Raw genomic sequence first — 15,661 nt, 5'->3', positions numbered from 1 at the left:
GCCTGTTTCTGATGAAAATTTTGTAAGTTGTTCGCCCAAAGAAAGACCAAAACGACTATGTGTACTGTTAGTTTTGTTTACCAAGGAAATGATGCGTTTGTACTCACGTCAAATCGTGACGAATCGCCTGCTCGAGAAACTATAAAGCCAGCAATATATTCAACAGCTAATGCTAAAATAGTATATCCCAAAGATAAAGTTGGAGGTGGCACTTGGATTGGCATGAGCAATCAAAAACGTGCGGTTTGTTTGTTGAATGCTGGATTTACTGCGCATAAACGCTTGCCTGCATATCGGCACAGTCGTGGAATTGTGGTAAAAGATTTTTTGACGAGTACACATATTGAAAAATCCGTTACAGATTACAATCTCCATAAAATTGAACCATTTACAATAATCATCGTCGATTGGAACACCTCGTTGCAACTTTTCGAATTGGTTTGGGATGGCGCGCAAAAACACTTTCAAAAGCTACCGTTAGAAACACCTCATATTTGGTCGTCTTCAATGTTGTATTCTGAAGATATGAAACAGTTGCGCCGCGATTGGTTTTCAGATTTCCAACAGAAAAATATTTTAAATGCTGCATCGGTAATGCGCTTTCACAAAACGGCAGGCATTGGCAATCCTGAGGTAGATGTGATTATGGACCGATTTTTCGTGAAAACCGTTAGTATCACACAAATAGAAAAAACAACCGAAATACTTTCCATGAAATATCACCATTTGATGACAGATGCAACAAGCGAACTTAGTTTCAATTCGATACAAACCTTGCATGAATAATACGGGGATTATATTGGTGTTGGCATATCCTGAAACTGTTGTAAGAACGTCTACAGAATGGTATTCTCCTTATTTGCGTTTTATGGGAATGGGCACTAAAAACTACGTGCGTGCAGGACATGCCGCGTTGGTATTGATTGAAAAAGTCAGCGGTGAACTTGCGTATTATGACTTCGGTCGTTATGTGACGAAATTGTCGTACGGTCGTGTGCGTTCCAAAGAACGCGATAGAGAATTGGATTTTCCGCTAAAAGCCACGATTCGGAATGGCGAAATTGTCAATTTAGAGGAAATTTTACACTTTTTAGCCAATAATCCACAATTAACACATGGTGAAGGAAAAATGATGGCTTCTATTTGCAATCAAGTGGATTACGATGCTGCGGCTACTTTTATTCAGTATTATATGCGAAAAGGTGCGACAAAATATGCAGCGTTTGACAAAAATGCTTCCAATTGCGCGCGATTTGTTACGGATACGATTATTTCCGCTACCACAAATTCCACCATAAAAAAACGTCTCAAACAGTCGAAATGGTTTACGCCGAGTACGATTGGAAATGTTGTTTTAGCAAGTACAGAAGTGCATTGTTATGAGGTTTCGGGAGATGAAATTCGTTTTTTTAATTCGACGGCGAGAAAAGTAACAAGACGTTGTTTTTTAGATCGTTTAAAAGATTTTGAGCCTACTATAGAAGGAAACCTACAGCCGAAAAAATTGACGATACTTTCAGAAAATGCACAATGGCTTCCGGGAATTGGCGCAGGAGTTTGGTTTGAACTATTTCCTTTGCCTGCAAAAACATATTGTTATCGCATTCGCCGAATTTCTCCTAACGGAAATGTAGATGTTGACGGAATTTTCAAGGTAAACAATCCAGATTTTGATTGGGAACAACCATACAAATTTATCTACGATTCTAACTGTGCGTTTTGTTCTGTGTTGCAAGATGATACGGTGTTTTTCTTTACTTTTCAAGAAGATTATCAATTGCTTGTGACCTAGATTTATTGTTGTTAGTGCAATTTAAGAGTAATTTTAAATGACTAAATGTTTATTTTTGTGAAAATCACAAATAGCATGCAAGCATTTTTTCTGTCAAAACTTAAAGAAGCTTTACCTGAAAATTCTTCATTAATTGAAGTCGTAGCTGAAGTATTGGATATTAGCTATGATGCCGCGCACCGACGTACCAGTTTGAAAAGTAAATTATCGTTGGAAGAAGCAGTTGCGTTAGCGCATCATTTTAATATATCCTTAGATCAACTATTTGCCGTTGGAAAACAACAGGTAATTGCAGTAGAAAAAACGCAAACTATTTCTTCACAAGAAGATTTGGAAGCCTACTTTAAAGCGTCGCATCAAAATTTACAACAGATTTTGGCGATGAAAGATTCTGAAATCATTTACTCGGCGAAAGATTTGCCTATTTTTTATACATCGTCAAACAATGTATTGTCACGCTTTAAAATGTATGTGTGGTTGCAATTGCTGAGCGACAATCAAAAAGTCGTTCCATTTGAAAATTTTGCGCCATCAGTTTCGTTGGTTACAGCGGCTTCTCAATTGGGAGAATTGTATGCAAATTTAAAAGTCACGGAAATTTGGGATATCACCACCATTAATAGTACGTTAAAACAGATTCACTTTTATTACAAATCGACCTTACTTTCTGAAAAAATGGCGTTGCAGTTGTGTGACGATGTACGGCAATTAGTTGAAATGATTGAACTGAAAGTCACGAATGACACTAACTATCGTTTATTTTACAACGAATTATTACTGATGAACAATACGGTGTTGGTAAAGACGCCAAGCATCAAAACGCTTTTTGTGCCGTATACTGTTCTTTCGTACTACAAAACCAGCGACACCGAAACACTCTCACAAGTAGATGAACATTTACAGCGACAAATGCGGAATTCCAAATTATTATCTGCCGCAGGCAAAAAAGAACAGCGAATTTTTTTCAACAAAATGTATAAAAAGATTGAAGCACTACAGTATTTGATTGAAGCAGAAAACGTATTGGATTTTGAATGATTGTTTAGACTTGACTTTGCTGCGCTTAGATTTTTAGATGGTTAGATACGCTGACGCTTTGGTATTTTAGTATTGATGTTGAAAAAGAACAACAACTCAACATCCAACATTTAAAATTCAACATAAAAATACAAAAAATCGACAAGAGAAATCTAGCGATTAAATAAAGAGAGAAAATAAAGTATAATACGGAATCAAAACCTAAAAGCGAAGCGACCTAACACCTATCATCCAACACCTAATTCAACGCAAAAGGCGCACACAACTTAAATGTCGGAATGAAAACTCGGAATTTTTTGGTCGTTGTAAAGTTCACCATATTGTAATGTCCACGCATGGCACCGATTGGAGAGGCGAGCAAACAACCTGATTGATAGGTGTGTGATTCTCCTGGTTTTAAGACAGGTTTTTTGCCAATCACACCTTCGCCATCTACAAGTTCGATGTTGTTAAGAGCATCAAAAATTTGCCAATGTCTAGAAGTTAATTGCACAGAATCTTTGCTTTGGTTTTCAATCGTAATTTGATAACCAAACGCAAAATGCATTTTATAGTTTTTGAAAAAAGTACCTTCAAAACTAGTTTCTACGGAAATTTTTATGCCTCTCGTTACCTGTTGAATCATTTGCTATGTTTGCTGTTTACTAATAAAAGTATTTATCGAGGTGTACTCAAAAATACAAATTTTATAGTTATATTTTTAAAGCTTGTTAAAATTTTAACGAATTTTAGGTAAAAGCCTGATTTTCTAATTTTTAATTACGCTAGAATTCGTAGTTCCAATTCCAATAACACGATCGTAAATTTCGCCAAACTTTCTAAAATATACAATGATTAAATAATCGTTTTCAGTTTCAAAATTAGAACCGCTGATTTTGGTTTCGTCCACGTCACCTTTTTCATTGACGACAACGTATTTATAATTATAAAACCCTTGCTTCATCAATAGTTGCGCTTCGTACAAGTCCGTTTCTGGGTTATAAAACAGTTGATTTTCCTCGCTGATGGCATAATTGTTAAATCGTCCCACAACATATACTTTGCTGCCTGTCAAATCCATATAATTTTGTAACGAAAAGTGAATCACCGCATAATCAGCTTCAATCGAAGGATCTTCACCAACAATGGTATTCACTACAAAATCGCCATTAATATCGGGGTTAAACGTATATGGTTGCCCAGCACGAGTAATATCGGTATGTAAATAATTGTGATACAAATCGCGGAGTTCAATACTTGCTACGCTCACATTTCCACCGCGAATTTCTTTATTTTCAAAATTCAAATATTCGTTTCCGCCTTTAAAAGCGGTTTCTGTATTGTAGCGATATACAAATCGAGTTCCTAGTGTATATTGTGGTTTAATATCGGTAATAGCTGTTTTCCAGCGGTAATTCTTTAAAATAGCAACCTTGAGTTCGCGTTCTGGATTTCGCAATTGCATATTTGGAACGTTGATTTCAAACTGAATCAGTTGATCTTCTTGAATCGTACTTAAATCTCGAGTTCGGTGAACAGCAGCGCCAACGCCAACTATATTGTCATAGATGATAAATTTTCGTGAAAACATCAATTCGTCATCGTCGTTGTAGATGGAAAGCATGTAATTTCCTGTCAATAACAAGGTTGTAAACTGATTCGGAATCGTCAAGCGATAGTTGGAATACAATTGCAGTGTATTGAATGAATTTTCATAATTAATAATTCGCTGATTGTCCATGCCACGCATATATTGCGCTTTCGCCAGATTGGAAGGTGTCCAATCGTAGTTGCAATGCACTATTTTATAATAATAGTCAGCTTCATCGCCATTGACATCGTCAAACGTTACTCGCAATGGTTCTCCTAATTGTAGCACAGGAAACTGGTCGCCCTGATTTGTGCCAATCAAATCAATACTTTTAATAAAATAAGGTGGTTCTACTTCTTCAAGTGGTGCTACTTGTGCATACATACACAGTACAAAAAACAATGAAAAAACAGTGAAAATACGAGTAATCATGAATTGAAAATTTTTACAAAGATACGCAAAATGCATGCCTAATAATATCTGAGCTATTTCTAGTAGTAAAACGCAGCTTTAAATTAATAATTTAGAATCAGTATAAATAAATTTTATAGTTATCTATTGGCTTTTAGATGAGTGTATAAATGTTTAAATTTGCACGATTTTTAGATAAAATTCATAAACTATGTCAAAAGACATTCGCATAAAAAAAGGCTTAGATATTAAGCTTGTTGGCGAAGCAGAAAAAACTACGGTAGCAGCAAAAGCGAGTAGTTATTATGCGATAAAGCCCGAGGATTTTCACAGTATCATTCCTAAAATGTTGGTGAAAGTTGGTCACAAAGTAAAAGCCGGTGAGGCATTATTCCATTCTAAATTAGACGAAACATTACTTTTTCCTTCTCCAGTAAGTGGAGAGGTTTCAGAAATTGTTCGTGGCGCAAAGCGAAAAATTTTAGAGATTAGAATTTTGGCAGATGCAACACAAACACATCACGATTTCGGAAAAAAAGATGTTGCAAACATGTCTGGTGATGAGGTAAAAGAGCATTTGCTAGCGGCAGGATGTTGGCCATTCATCAAACAACGTCCGTATGCTGTGATTGCTAATCCTACAAAATCTCCTAAAGCAATTTTTGTTTCTGGATATGATAGCGCGCCTTTGGCTGCTGATTTGGATTACACATTAGCAGGAAAGGAAGAAGAGTTGTTAGCAGCATTGACAGCGTTGACGAAACTTACAGAAGGAAGCGTTCATGTTGTTACGAAAAAAGGTGGAAATTCTCCATTGGCAAACGTAGCAGGAACAACTTCGCATACGGTTTCTGGACCGCATCCAGCAGGAAATGTTGGAACGCACATCAATAAAATTGATCCTGTAAACAAAGGAGAAGTGGTGTGGACAGTCGCAGCGAAAGATTTAGTAATTATCGGTGAACTATTGCTTACAGGTAAGTTTAATGCAACAAGAACGATTGCAGTAACAGGTTCGCAAATTACAAAACCACAATACGTAACCGCCATTGCAGGAGCGAGCATTAAAGATATCGTTGCAGATAATATCAACCTTGACAATACAAGAGTTATCAGTGGAAATGTATTATCAGGACGTAATGAAGGAGCTGATGGCGCATTAGGATTTTATGACAACCAAATTACGGCAATTCCAGAAGGTGACGATTACGAATTCTTCGGATGGAACAAGCCCGTTTTTGACAAAGTAAGTGTGTCGAGAGCATTTACATTCTCTTGGTTGAATCCGAAGAAAAAATACGACCTTACTACCAATACAAACGGAGAACACAGAGCGTTCGTAACTACAGGAACGTACGAAGAAGTATTTCCATTAGATATTTATCCAATGCAAACCTTAAAAGCATGTATGTATGCTGACTTAGACGAAATGGAAGCATTAGGAATGTATGAAGTAGCTCCAGAAGATTTTGCATTGACAGAATTTGTATGTGTGTCTAAACAACCGCATCAAAAAATAATTAGAGAAGGTTTAGATTTAATGCTTAAAGAAATAGGATAAAGCTATGGGCTTAAAAGAAAAATTACACAATTTAAAAGAAAAGTATAAAGGCAAAAAAATGGCGCCTGCATTCAATGCATTGCATACATTTTTATACTTACCTAACGAAACTACGCACGGTGGAACGCACATCAAAGCGGCAGACGACTTAAAGCGTACGATGAATACGGTGATTCTTGCATTAGTTCCATGTTTAATTTTCGGGATTTTCAACGCAGGATATCAACATTTTTTAGCTACAGGTGAAATTGAAGCTTCTAATGGATTTTTAGGAAGTACATTTTGGACGTTCGATAACTTAATTCACGGAGCTTGGAAAGTATTGCCATTGGTTATTGTATCGTACGGTGTTGGACTAGCGGTAGAGTTTTTATTCGCCGTTATCAAAGGTCATGAAGTTGAAGAAGGATACTTAGTAACAGGAATGTTAGTGCCATTAATTGTTCCAGTGGATATTCCATTATGGATGTTGGCAGTAGCAGTTGTTTTTGGTGTTGTGATTGGAAAAGAAGTTTTTGGTGGAACAGGAATGAACATTCTAAATCCTGCATTAACCATCAGAGCCTTTTTATTCTTTGCCTATCCAACGTGGATGTCAGGAGACAAAGTTTGGGTAAGTGAAGCCGTAGAAAGAGCAGGAACAGCAGATGCCATTTCTGGAGAAACACTTTTAGGAGCGTATGCGCAAAACTCAACATTGCCAAATATAGATCAATGGGATATGTTTTGGGGATTGATTCCTGGTTCTGTGGGAGAAACGTCTAAATTCTTAATCATCATAGGAGCGTTATTCTTAATCTTTACCAAAATTGGAAGTTGGAGAATTATGTTGAGTACCGTAATTGGTGCTTTGGTGATGGGATTAATTTTCAACGGAGTTGTAGATGCAGGATGGATTTCTGATACAAGTAAATTTTACGGATTGATGAGTGTGCCTTTCTGGCAGCATTTAATTATCGGAAGTATCTTGTTCGGTGCTGTATATATGGCAACTGATCCAGTAACCGCAGCTCAAACGAATAAAGGAAAATGGATTTACGGTTTCTTAATAGGATTCATCTCTATTATGATTCGCGTATTCAATCCAGCCTATCCAGAAGGTGTATTCTTAGCCATTCTCTTAATGAATGTATTTGCACCAACCATTGATCACTATGTGATTCAAGGAAACGTGAAGAAAAGAATGAAACGTCTAAAAGTTAAAACAGCGTAACGATGGAAAAAAGAACAGATAAAAACACATATACCGTCTTATTCGCCGTTGGAATGGTATTGGTTGTGGGAGCAATACTTGCATATTTGGCTTCTACATTTAGACCAATTATTCAAGAAAATGAGCGTTTGGAAAAACAGCAAAACATCCTATATACTATGGGTGTTAACAATAATACTGATGGTGCTGCCAATTTTGTTTCTACAGAACAAGCGCCTAAGTTGTTTGAAAAATACATTACCAAACAATTGGTTATTGAAAACGGACAAGTAAAAGAAGATAAAGAAGCATATCTAATTGATGTGAAGAAAGAGCAAACGAGAGCGAAAGAAGGAAAAACGCGTAGATTGCCTTTGTTTGTCGGAGAAAAAGATGGAAAAACATTCTATATCGCGCCAATTCGTGGAAAAGGACTATGGGATGCTATTTGGGGATATGTAGCTATGGATAAAGATATGGTAGTGCAAGGTGTGTACTTCGATCACAAAGGTGAAACGCCAGGATTAGGTGCCAACATCAAGCAGCGTTACTTTATGGACGATTTCTATGGAGAGCGTCTATTAACGGAAGCAGGAGTTTTTAAAGGAATCACAGTTTCTAAAACAAATGCCGATCCTACTAACGAAGATAAAAATGATTACGAAGTTGATGCTATTGCAGGAGCAACCATTACGGGCGACGGAGTATCAGCGATGATTAAAAAAGATTTAAGGCTGTATGTGCCATATTTCAAACAATTAAAAAACAAAGGGTAAGTCATGGCAAAAGATAGTAAGTTAATTTTAGATCCGTTAACAGACAACAACCCTATTACCATTCAAGTATTAGGAATTTGCTCTGCATTAGCGATTACAGCAGAATTAGAAGCTTCGATAGTAATGTCTATCTCCGTACTTTTCGTAATGGGAGTAGGAAACGTGGTTATCTCATTAATGAGAAACATTATTCCTTCAAAAATTCGAATCATTGTACAGTTAATCGTAGTAGCAACCTTAGTAATTATTGTAGATCAAGTACTAAAAGCATACGCCTACGAATTGAGTAAAACACTAGGAGCCTTTGTAGGACTGATTATTACCAACTGTATCATTATGGGACGCTTTGAAGCCTTTGCTTTAGGAAATGGACCGTGGAGATCATTCTTGGATGGAATTGGAAATGCTTTAGGATACGCTATCATCTTAATCATTGTAGGTTTCTTTAGAGAGTTGCTAGGTTCTGGAACTTTATTAGGAATACAAATATTAGGTGATCCAGTAGCAAAAACAGGATTATATGCATACGGTTATGAAAACAACGGATTCATGTTGTTATCGCCTATGGCATTAATCGTGGTAGGAATCATTATTTGGGTGCAACGTTCAAGAAATAGAGCATTAATCGAAGACTAAACTTAGTTGACAGTTGCTAGTTGTTGGTTGTTGGAAACATCAAACAACAAATAACAAACAACTAAAAACAAAAAAATATGGAACACGTAGAATTATTTTTCAAATCAATATTCATAGACAACATGGTATTTGCAACCTTCTTAGGAATGTGTTCGTACCTTGCTGTATCTAAAAAAGTATCTACTGCTGTCGGATTGGGAGCTGCAGTAATCTTTGTACTTGCCATTACAGTACCTTTAAACTGGTTGCTAGATCAATACATCTTACAACCTGGTGCCTTATCATGGTTAGGAGCAGAATATGCGGATTACGACCTTAGTTTCTTATCCTTTATCATGTTTATTGCTACCATTGCAACCATGGTACAATTAGTAGAAATCATTGTAGAGAAGTTTTCACCATCACTATACAACTCGTTGGGTATCTTTTTACCATTAATCGCGGTAAACTGTGCTATCTTAGGAGGTTCGTTATTCATGCAATCTCGCGAAATCGCAACCTTAGGATTGGCAACAACGTACGGAGTTGGTTCAGGAATCGGATGGTTTTTAGCTATCTTGGCAATTGCAGCAATTCGTGAAAAAATCAGATACTCTAGCGTTCCTGCACCCTTAAGAGGATTGGGAATTACCTTCATCATCACAGGTTTAATGGCTATCGGATTTATGAGTTTTGGTGGAATGTTAACTGGCGGAGACGAAGCGGAAGAAGCAAAAGACAACACCGCTCAAACAGAAACTATTCAAGACAATAGTACAGCAAAAGAAATCGCTAACAATACAAAAGTAATTAATTAATCATGATGATATTACAAGCAAGTACAACAGGAACAGTCATTGCTACAGTTGCAGCCTTCTTACTAATCATATTAGTATTGGTTTCATTATTGTTGTACGTAAAACAAAAATTATCACCATCGGGTCCCGTAAAAATTACCATCAATGGTGAACGAGAAATAGAAGTTGCATCAGGAGGAACGTTACTATCTACACTTGGTAGCGAAAAAATATTTTTACCATCTGCTTGTGGTGGTGGTGGAACATGTATTCAGTGCGAATGTCATGTACTAGAAGGTGGAGGAGAAGCCTTGCCAACAGAAACACCACACTTTACACGTAAAGAATTACAACACGGAGCGCGTTTGGCTTGTCAGGTAAAAGTAAAACAAGACATGAACATCACCATTCCAGAAGAAGTATTTGGAATTAAAAAGTGGGAAGCTGTGGTTGTTCGTAACTATAACGTAGCTTCTTTCATTAAAGAATTTGTTGTTGAAATTCCAGAAGATATGGGATACAAAGCTGGAGGATATATTCAAATTGAAATTCCTCCATGCGAAATCAAATACGAAGATATTGACATTACTGCGCATCCAGAAGAGCATGAAACACCAGATAAATTCCAAGCAGAGTGGGATAAATTTGGATTATGGCCTTTAGTGATGAAAAATAATGAAACGGTTGAGCGTGCGTACTCTATGGCTTCATACCCAGCAGAAGGACGTGAAATTATGTTGAACGTTCGTATTGCTACGCCGCCATGGGACAGAGCTAAAAACCAATGGATGAATGTAAATCCAGGTGTAGCGTCATCGTACATTTTCGCGCAAAAGCCAGGTGATAAAGTAACGATTTCTGGACCTTACGGAGAATTCTTTATCAACGAGTCGGATGCAGAAATGTTATATGTTGGAGGTGGAGCAGGAATGGCGCCAATGCGTTCTCATTTATATCACTTATTCAAAACCATAAAAACAGGAAGAAAAGTTACGTATTGGTACGGAGGACGTTCTAAGCGTGAGTTATTCTATATTGAACACTTCAGAGAATTGGAAAGAGATTTCCCTAATTTCAAGTTCTATATGGCACTTTCTGAGCCGTTAGAAGAAGATAACTGGAAAGTTAAAAAAGATATCAATGACGAAGCAGGAGACGGTTTTGTCGGATTCATTCACAACTGTGTAATTGATAACTATCTAAACCATCACGAAGCACCAGAAGATATTGAATTATACTTCTGTGGACCACCTTTAATGAACCAAGCCGTTCAAAAAATGGGAGAAGACTTCGGTATTCCAGATGAGAACATCCGATTTGATGACTTCGGAGGATAAAAAATCATATTTTTTAATATATAGAAGGATCGCAATTACTGCGGTCCTTTTTTTATGGGAACTATATTAACATTTGATGCTTTATCAATAAGAAATATTCTACTTATATTTAGACATTATTATTACAGCGCAAAATGACTAAAAAAATATTCTCCCTACTATTCCTATTATTTTTCTCTTTTGGAATAACTACTGCACAAAAAAAAGCAATTACACATAACGATTATGATCTTTGGAAAATAGTGGATAAAACCAAAATTTCTAACAAAGGAAAGCTGATTGTCTCTGAAATCATAACACGTACAGAACGCGGCGATGGATATTTGCAAGTGTACAATACAGAAACCAAAAAAACAGCGCGTTTTTTCAATGGAAGCAAAAGTGTCATTTCGTACGATGAAAAATTTATCATCTTTCAGAAAAAAGTCAAGTATCAAACTCAACGGCTCGAAAAGAAAAGCAAGGTAAAAGAAGAGGATAGAAAAAAAGAAGTACTCTACATATACGATGCGGAAAATAATAGTATCTATGATTCCATTACACGCGTAAAATCGTTCAAACTTCCTAAAAAGAACAGTGATTATCTGGTTGTAGAAAAATTTAAAAACCACAAAGATTCTATCAAAGGAGACAGTCTGCCAGCTTGGAAAAACAACTATGCGCTTGTATATCATTTAAGCAGCAAACAACAAGATACGTTATTCAACATCAAAGATGTTGTAATTCCCGAAGAAGGAAACACATTCTACTATACTAAAAAACATGACAAACGTAAAAAGAAGGCAAAAGGTGTATATGCGTATAATACTGCGACAAAAACTAAGATAATTATTGATACATCTCGCTACGATTACAAAAAACTAGCTGTCAACAAACAAGGAAATCGATTGGCTTTTATTGCAGATAGAGATTCTACAAAAACGGATTCCGTACCGCATAAATTATACTTGTATAAAGACAATAGATTAAAAATACTTGCTGATAACGAAGAAGCAGTTTTCGGAAAAGGTCAAACATTAAGTGGGTCAAAACAATTGTTTTTCTCTGAAAATTTGGAGCATTTATATTTCTTCACAAAAGTAAAAAGCATTCACAAAAAAGACACCACCTTACTCGATGATGAAATTCCACAGGTAGATGTTTGGAATTGGAAAGATGAAATCACACAGCCAAGGCAAAAAGTAAACAAAAAAAACTTAGAAGAAGACAATCGCTTGTATGTGTATCATATCAACGAAAATCGTATTGTGAAATTGCAAGACGATGTTATTGATGCAGTTGAACTATTCGATAAATACATGAACACTTTTGCGATTGGAGTTGACTATTCGCCGTATGCTATTGAAACGTGGAAAATGCCTTGGGAACGTGATATATATGCCATCAATTTGGAAACAGGTGAAAAGAAACTGGTTTTAAAAAAGGTGCAAGTACGAATGGACATTTCTGTGGATGGAAATTATGGAGTCTACTTTGATATAGATACCAACGACTGGATTTCAATAAACCTACATACATTGAAAAAGCACAACATGACACAAAACATTGCTGCAGATTTTCAAGATGTAGAAAATGATGTTCCTGCCCCAGCTTCGGCGTATGGCTCTGGTGGTTTTGATAAAAATGGAAACCTCTTACTCAACAGTCAGTACGATATTTGGCAAGTTTCATTAGATGGAAAAACCCAGCCAAAAAACATCACCAAAAACGGTACAGAAAATAAAATAGTCTATAGAACGAGAAGATTAGGAGAAAATCCTTTGTTAGTCACGTATGTTGATGACAAACTTTTAATTAAGGGTTTTAACGAAAAAAACAAAGCAATAGGTGTTTATTTATTGAATGATAATGGCAAGCTGAAAGAGAAGATTAAGCCAGATACATATCTCATCATGGACTTTAAAAAAGCATTAGAAGCTGATGTCGTAACTTTTACCAAACAAAATTTTAAAGACTTTGAAGATGTATACGTAACGACGAATAGTTTTAAATCGCATACTAAAATCACAAACGTTAATCCTCATGAAAAAGATTTTAAATGGGGAACTGCCGAATTGGTATCGTGGAACGCGTACGACGGTACAAAACTTGAAGGCACTGTGTACAAACCCGAAGATTTTGACGCATCAAAAAAATATCCACTAGTTACCTATTTCTACGAAAAAAGCTCAGATGGATTTCACAATCATTATTCGCCAAGACCAAGTGCTTCAACTATTGATAGAACCTATTTAGTGAGCAACGATTATATTGTATTCGTTCCAGACATCGTTTACAACACAGGACAACCTGGTGATGACGCGTATAACTGCGTGGTTTCTGGAGTAGAAATGATGGAAAAAACAGGCTATATCGACAGTAGTCGTATGGCAATTCAAGGGCAGAGTTGGGGCGGTTATCAAGTAGCGTATCTCATCACAAAAACAAACAAATTTAGAGCTGCTATGGCTGGAGCTCCCGTGAGTAACATGACTTCTGCGTATGGCGGAATTCGCTGGGGAAGTGGACTGAGTCGAATGTTTCAATATGAAAAAACCCAAAGTCGTATCGGGACGGATTTGTGGGACGGATTTGATTTATACGTAAAAAACTCACCGTTATTTCACTTGCCAAATGTAGAAACGCCGTTACTTATCATGCATAACGACAATGATGGTGCTGTACCGTATTATCAAGGAATTGAACTTTTCATGGGCATGCGCCGATTGAAAAAGCCCGTTTGGATGTTGGTGTATAATAACGAAGAGCACAATCTACGAAAAATGAAAAACAAGCAAGATTTATCCATCAGAATGATGCAATTTTTTGATCATTACCTAAAAGATGCGCCAGCGCCGATTTGGATGACCAAAGGTGTTCCGCGCTCTGAAAAAGGAGTCAATCTCGGATATGATCTTGATAAAGAATAAAATATCGCAAAAGGATTGTTCTAAAAAGACACTCCTTTTTTTTATGTGCTTACCATTGAGAATACTATCAAATCCGCTGAAATTAAAGTATCTTTGTGTTGATTTTCAGTTAAAAGGAAAAATTGAACACTTTATCGAATTTCAATACAAAACATAAAATAAAAATCAAGACGACCAATAAACGAGTACATTCGTAGTGTGTTGGTTAGTGAATTCTACTAATGGAAAAACTCACAAAACAGGAATTGCATAACCTTGCAATGAATATTGTAGGAAAGGAATTGGAGGAAAAAGGATTTGAATTCTTGGCTGTTAACAGCAAACTCAACAAACATCCACAATTTGTCTGTATTGATAAACACAACAAAAAAAAGTTTGTGTTGGTCAAAGCAGTTATGTACCCTGAAGATCCAAAAGAGTACGACGCTATATGGATGGAAACCTTTAAACAGCATGTAGAAAAGTTTGAAGCGGAACTCTATTATGCTGGTGTCGGACTCGGAAATGCAGAAAATCCACTAGAAGAAGTCATGAAAGACCAACCATACATACTCGATTATGATGGTTTAATACAAATACTATAACAACAAATGAAAGCAATTACATTTCCCCTATACATATGTATAGCTTTTCTACTAACGTCGTGCATTGAAAAACCCAAAGAGGTACTGATGCATAAAAACCAAGGATTTGCACTTGGTACAACATACAATATTCAATACGAAATTCAAAAAGAAGGCGAAGACTACCAAGATGCTATTGAAAACATATTTCACGTAGTCAATAAATCGATGTCTGCCTACATTCCAACCTCTGATATTTCACGGATTAACAGAAACGAAAAAGATGTAGTGATTGACGAATATTTTCGTGAAGTATATAATTTTTCAAGAGAAGTTTATGAAAAAACAGACGGCTTCTTTGACCCAACTGTGGGCGCGTTGGTAAATGCGTGGGGATTTGGTCCAGAAAAACCAATAAACAATCTTGCAAAACAGCAAGTAGACAGCATTATGGCGTTTACTGGGTTTGATAAAGTGCGTATTTCGGAAGAAGGAAAAGTGTACAAAGAACATCCTTCATTAACTTTTGATTTTAACTCACTGGGAAAAGGATATGCTATTGATTTAATTGGTAAAATGTTTGATGAGAAAGGAATAAAAAACTATATCATTGAAGTTGGCGGCGAGATTCTAACCAAAGGAAAAAACACCAAAAAAGTAAAAAAATGGACAGTTGCTATTGACAGTCCCGTGCAAGAGTCTAGCGAGCGACAATACATTGAATACATTACGCTAGAAAACAAAGCCATGGCAACTTCTGGAAACTACCGAAAATACAGAGTAGATCCTGAAACTGGTGACCATTACGTACATATCTTAAATGCCAAAACAGGCTATCCTATGAAAAACAATGTATTGAGCGTTTCGGTGATTGCGGATAACTGTATGAAAGCAGATGCGTATGCGACTGCATTTATGGTAATGCCGTATGACAAAACAAAAAAACTACTCAGCGAGTTGAACGATGTGGACGCATATATTGTCAGTAGAGACGAATATGGAAACATTCAAAAATATACAACCAACGGTTTTCAAAACTTAATCATTACCGACTTTTAATTCAACGCGAAAAAGAATCTTAAAACATACACAGTATGTTA

Annotated in this window: 14 protein-coding genes; 12 read left to right on the top strand and 2 right to left on the bottom strand. The window is 36.4% G+C overall.

Going from position 1 to position 15,661, the window contains the following annotated elements; all coding sequences use genetic code 11:
- The first annotated feature begins 57 nt into the window (after nt 1-57).
- The 3 genes from C8N46_RS00770 to C8N46_RS00760 all read left to right on the top strand — a co-directional run bounded on the left by C8N46_RS00770 (nt 58) and on the right by C8N46_RS00760 (nt 2,830).
- Nucleotides 58-786 (top strand): NRDE family protein, encoded by a 729-nt coding sequence (locus C8N46_RS00770; RefSeq protein WP_108112944.1) that lies wholly within the window; start codon nt 58-60, stop codon nt 784-786.
- Entirely contained in the window at nt 779-1,792 is a 1,014-nt protein-coding gene (locus C8N46_RS00765; protein WP_108112943.1) for a DUF6695 family protein, read from the top strand. Before C8N46_RS00770 ends, C8N46_RS00765 begins: the two co-directional genes overlap by 8 nt.
- Before the next feature lie 75 nt (nt 1,793-1,867).
- Nucleotides 1,868-2,830 (top strand): hypothetical protein, encoded by a 963-nt coding sequence (locus C8N46_RS00760; protein ID WP_108113572.1) that lies wholly within the window; start codon nt 1,868-1,870, stop codon nt 2,828-2,830.
- A gap of 238 nt (nt 2,831-3,068) precedes the next feature.
- Here C8N46_RS00760 and apaG read toward each other — a convergent pair whose 3' ends face one another.
- Together apaG and C8N46_RS00750 are read right to left on the bottom strand one after the other, a co-directional pair.
- Complete coding sequence (apaG, locus tag C8N46_RS00755; protein ID WP_108112942.1) at nt 3,069-3,455, bottom strand: Co2+/Mg2+ efflux protein ApaG; 387 nt, start codon at nt 3,453-3,455, stop codon at nt 3,069-3,071.
- 123 nt (nt 3,456-3,578) lie between these two features.
- Complete coding sequence (locus C8N46_RS00750; RefSeq protein ID WP_245896670.1) at nt 3,579-4,832, bottom strand: type IX secretion system plug protein; 1,254 nt, start codon at nt 4,830-4,832, stop codon at nt 3,579-3,581.
- Between the two features lie 190 nt (nt 4,833-5,022).
- On the opposite strand from C8N46_RS00750, the gene C8N46_RS00745 reads away from it, so the two are divergent.
- The 9 genes from C8N46_RS00745 to C8N46_RS00705 all read left to right on the top strand — a co-directional run bounded on the left by C8N46_RS00745 (nt 5,023) and on the right by C8N46_RS00705 (nt 15,620).
- Nucleotides 5,023-6,372: a Na(+)-translocating NADH-quinone reductase subunit A gene (locus C8N46_RS00745; RefSeq protein WP_108112940.1), complete on the top strand. Its 1,350-nt coding sequence runs from the start codon at nt 5,023-5,025 to the stop codon at nt 6,370-6,372.
- Nucleotides 6,373-6,376: 4 nt separating this feature from the next.
- Nucleotides 6,377-7,585, top strand: a complete 1,209-nt coding sequence (locus C8N46_RS00740) for an NADH:ubiquinone reductase (Na(+)-transporting) subunit B (protein ID WP_108112939.1) — start codon at nt 6,377-6,379, stop codon at nt 7,583-7,585.
- Between the two features lie 2 nt (nt 7,586-7,587).
- Nucleotides 7,588-8,340, top strand: coding sequence for a Na(+)-translocating NADH-quinone reductase subunit C (locus C8N46_RS00735; RefSeq protein ID WP_108112938.1), 753 nt, complete (start codon nt 7,588-7,590; stop codon nt 8,338-8,340).
- A gap of 3 nt (nt 8,341-8,343) precedes the next feature.
- The gene (locus tag C8N46_RS00730; protein WP_108112937.1) at nt 8,344-8,976 is read left to right on the top strand and encodes an NADH:ubiquinone reductase (Na(+)-transporting) subunit D; all 633 of its coding nucleotides are present in this window, start codon (nt 8,344-8,346) and stop codon (nt 8,974-8,976) included.
- A gap of 77 nt (nt 8,977-9,053) precedes the next feature.
- Nucleotides 9,054-9,773: an NADH:ubiquinone reductase (Na(+)-transporting) subunit E gene (gene nqrE / locus C8N46_RS00725; RefSeq protein WP_108112936.1), complete on the top strand. Its 720-nt coding sequence runs from the start codon at nt 9,054-9,056 to the stop codon at nt 9,771-9,773.
- A gap of 5 nt (nt 9,774-9,778) precedes the next feature.
- Complete coding sequence (gene nqrF / locus C8N46_RS00720) at nt 9,779-11,089, top strand: NADH:ubiquinone reductase (Na(+)-transporting) subunit F (protein ID WP_108113571.1); 1,311 nt, start codon at nt 9,779-9,781, stop codon at nt 11,087-11,089.
- Between the two features lie 134 nt (nt 11,090-11,223).
- Nucleotides 11,224-13,998, top strand: coding sequence for an alpha/beta hydrolase family protein (locus tag C8N46_RS00715; protein ID WP_108112935.1), 2,775 nt, complete (start codon nt 11,224-11,226; stop codon nt 13,996-13,998).
- 221 nt (nt 13,999-14,219) lie between these two features.
- Entirely contained in the window at nt 14,220-14,582 is a 363-nt protein-coding gene (locus tag C8N46_RS00710; protein ID WP_245896668.1) for a Na(+)-translocating NADH-quinone reductase subunit F, read from the top strand.
- A gap of 87 nt (nt 14,583-14,669) precedes the next feature.
- Nucleotides 14,670-15,620, top strand: coding sequence for an FAD:protein FMN transferase (locus C8N46_RS00705; RefSeq protein WP_245896666.1), 951 nt, complete (start codon nt 14,670-14,672; stop codon nt 15,618-15,620).
- Nucleotides 15,621-15,661: the final 41 nt, after the last annotated feature.

The sequence above is a fragment of the Kordia periserrulae genome, from assembly GCF_003054265.1.
Taxonomy (GTDB): domain Bacteria; phylum Bacteroidota; class Bacteroidia; order Flavobacteriales; family Flavobacteriaceae; genus Kordia; species Kordia periserrulae.
The sequence above is the reverse complement of the archived record's forward strand: the minus strand, read 5'-3'. Positions and strand labels throughout refer to the sequence as shown.

What these genes read in the sequence shown, in the direction of transcription:
- C8N46_RS00770 (WP_108112944.1), top strand. Translation starts at nt 58, where the DNA reads ATGTGTACTGTTAGTTTTGTTTACCAAGGAAATGATGCGTTTGTACTC.
- C8N46_RS00765 (WP_108112943.1), top strand. Translation starts at nt 779, where the DNA reads ATGAATAATACGGGGATTATATTGGTGTTGGCATATCCTGAAACTGTT.
- C8N46_RS00760 (WP_108113572.1), top strand. Translation starts at nt 1,868, where the DNA reads ATGCAAGCATTTTTTCTGTCAAAACTTAAAGAAGCTTTACCTGAAAAT.
- apaG (WP_108112942.1), bottom strand. Translation starts at nt 3,455, where the DNA reads ATGATTCAACAGGTAACGAGAGGCATAAAAATTTCCGTAGAAACTAGT.
- C8N46_RS00750 (WP_245896670.1), bottom strand. Translation starts at nt 4,832, where the DNA reads ATGATTACTCGTATTTTCACTGTTTTTTCATTGTTTTTTGTACTGTGT.
- C8N46_RS00745 (WP_108112940.1), top strand. Translation starts at nt 5,023, where the DNA reads ATGTCAAAAGACATTCGCATAAAAAAAGGCTTAGATATTAAGCTTGTT.
- C8N46_RS00740 (WP_108112939.1), top strand. Translation starts at nt 6,377, where the DNA reads ATGGGCTTAAAAGAAAAATTACACAATTTAAAAGAAAAGTATAAAGGC.
- C8N46_RS00735 (WP_108112938.1), top strand. Translation starts at nt 7,588, where the DNA reads ATGGAAAAAAGAACAGATAAAAACACATATACCGTCTTATTCGCCGTT.
- C8N46_RS00730 (WP_108112937.1), top strand. Translation starts at nt 8,344, where the DNA reads ATGGCAAAAGATAGTAAGTTAATTTTAGATCCGTTAACAGACAACAAC.
- nqrE (WP_108112936.1), top strand. Translation starts at nt 9,054, where the DNA reads ATGGAACACGTAGAATTATTTTTCAAATCAATATTCATAGACAACATG.
- nqrF (WP_108113571.1), top strand. Translation starts at nt 9,779, where the DNA reads ATGATATTACAAGCAAGTACAACAGGAACAGTCATTGCTACAGTTGCA.
- C8N46_RS00715 (WP_108112935.1), top strand. Translation starts at nt 11,224, where the DNA reads ATGACTAAAAAAATATTCTCCCTACTATTCCTATTATTTTTCTCTTTT.
- C8N46_RS00710 (WP_245896668.1), top strand. Translation starts at nt 14,220, where the DNA reads ATGGAAAAACTCACAAAACAGGAATTGCATAACCTTGCAATGAATATT.
- C8N46_RS00705 (WP_245896666.1), top strand. Translation starts at nt 14,670, where the DNA reads ATGCATAAAAACCAAGGATTTGCACTTGGTACAACATACAATATTCAA.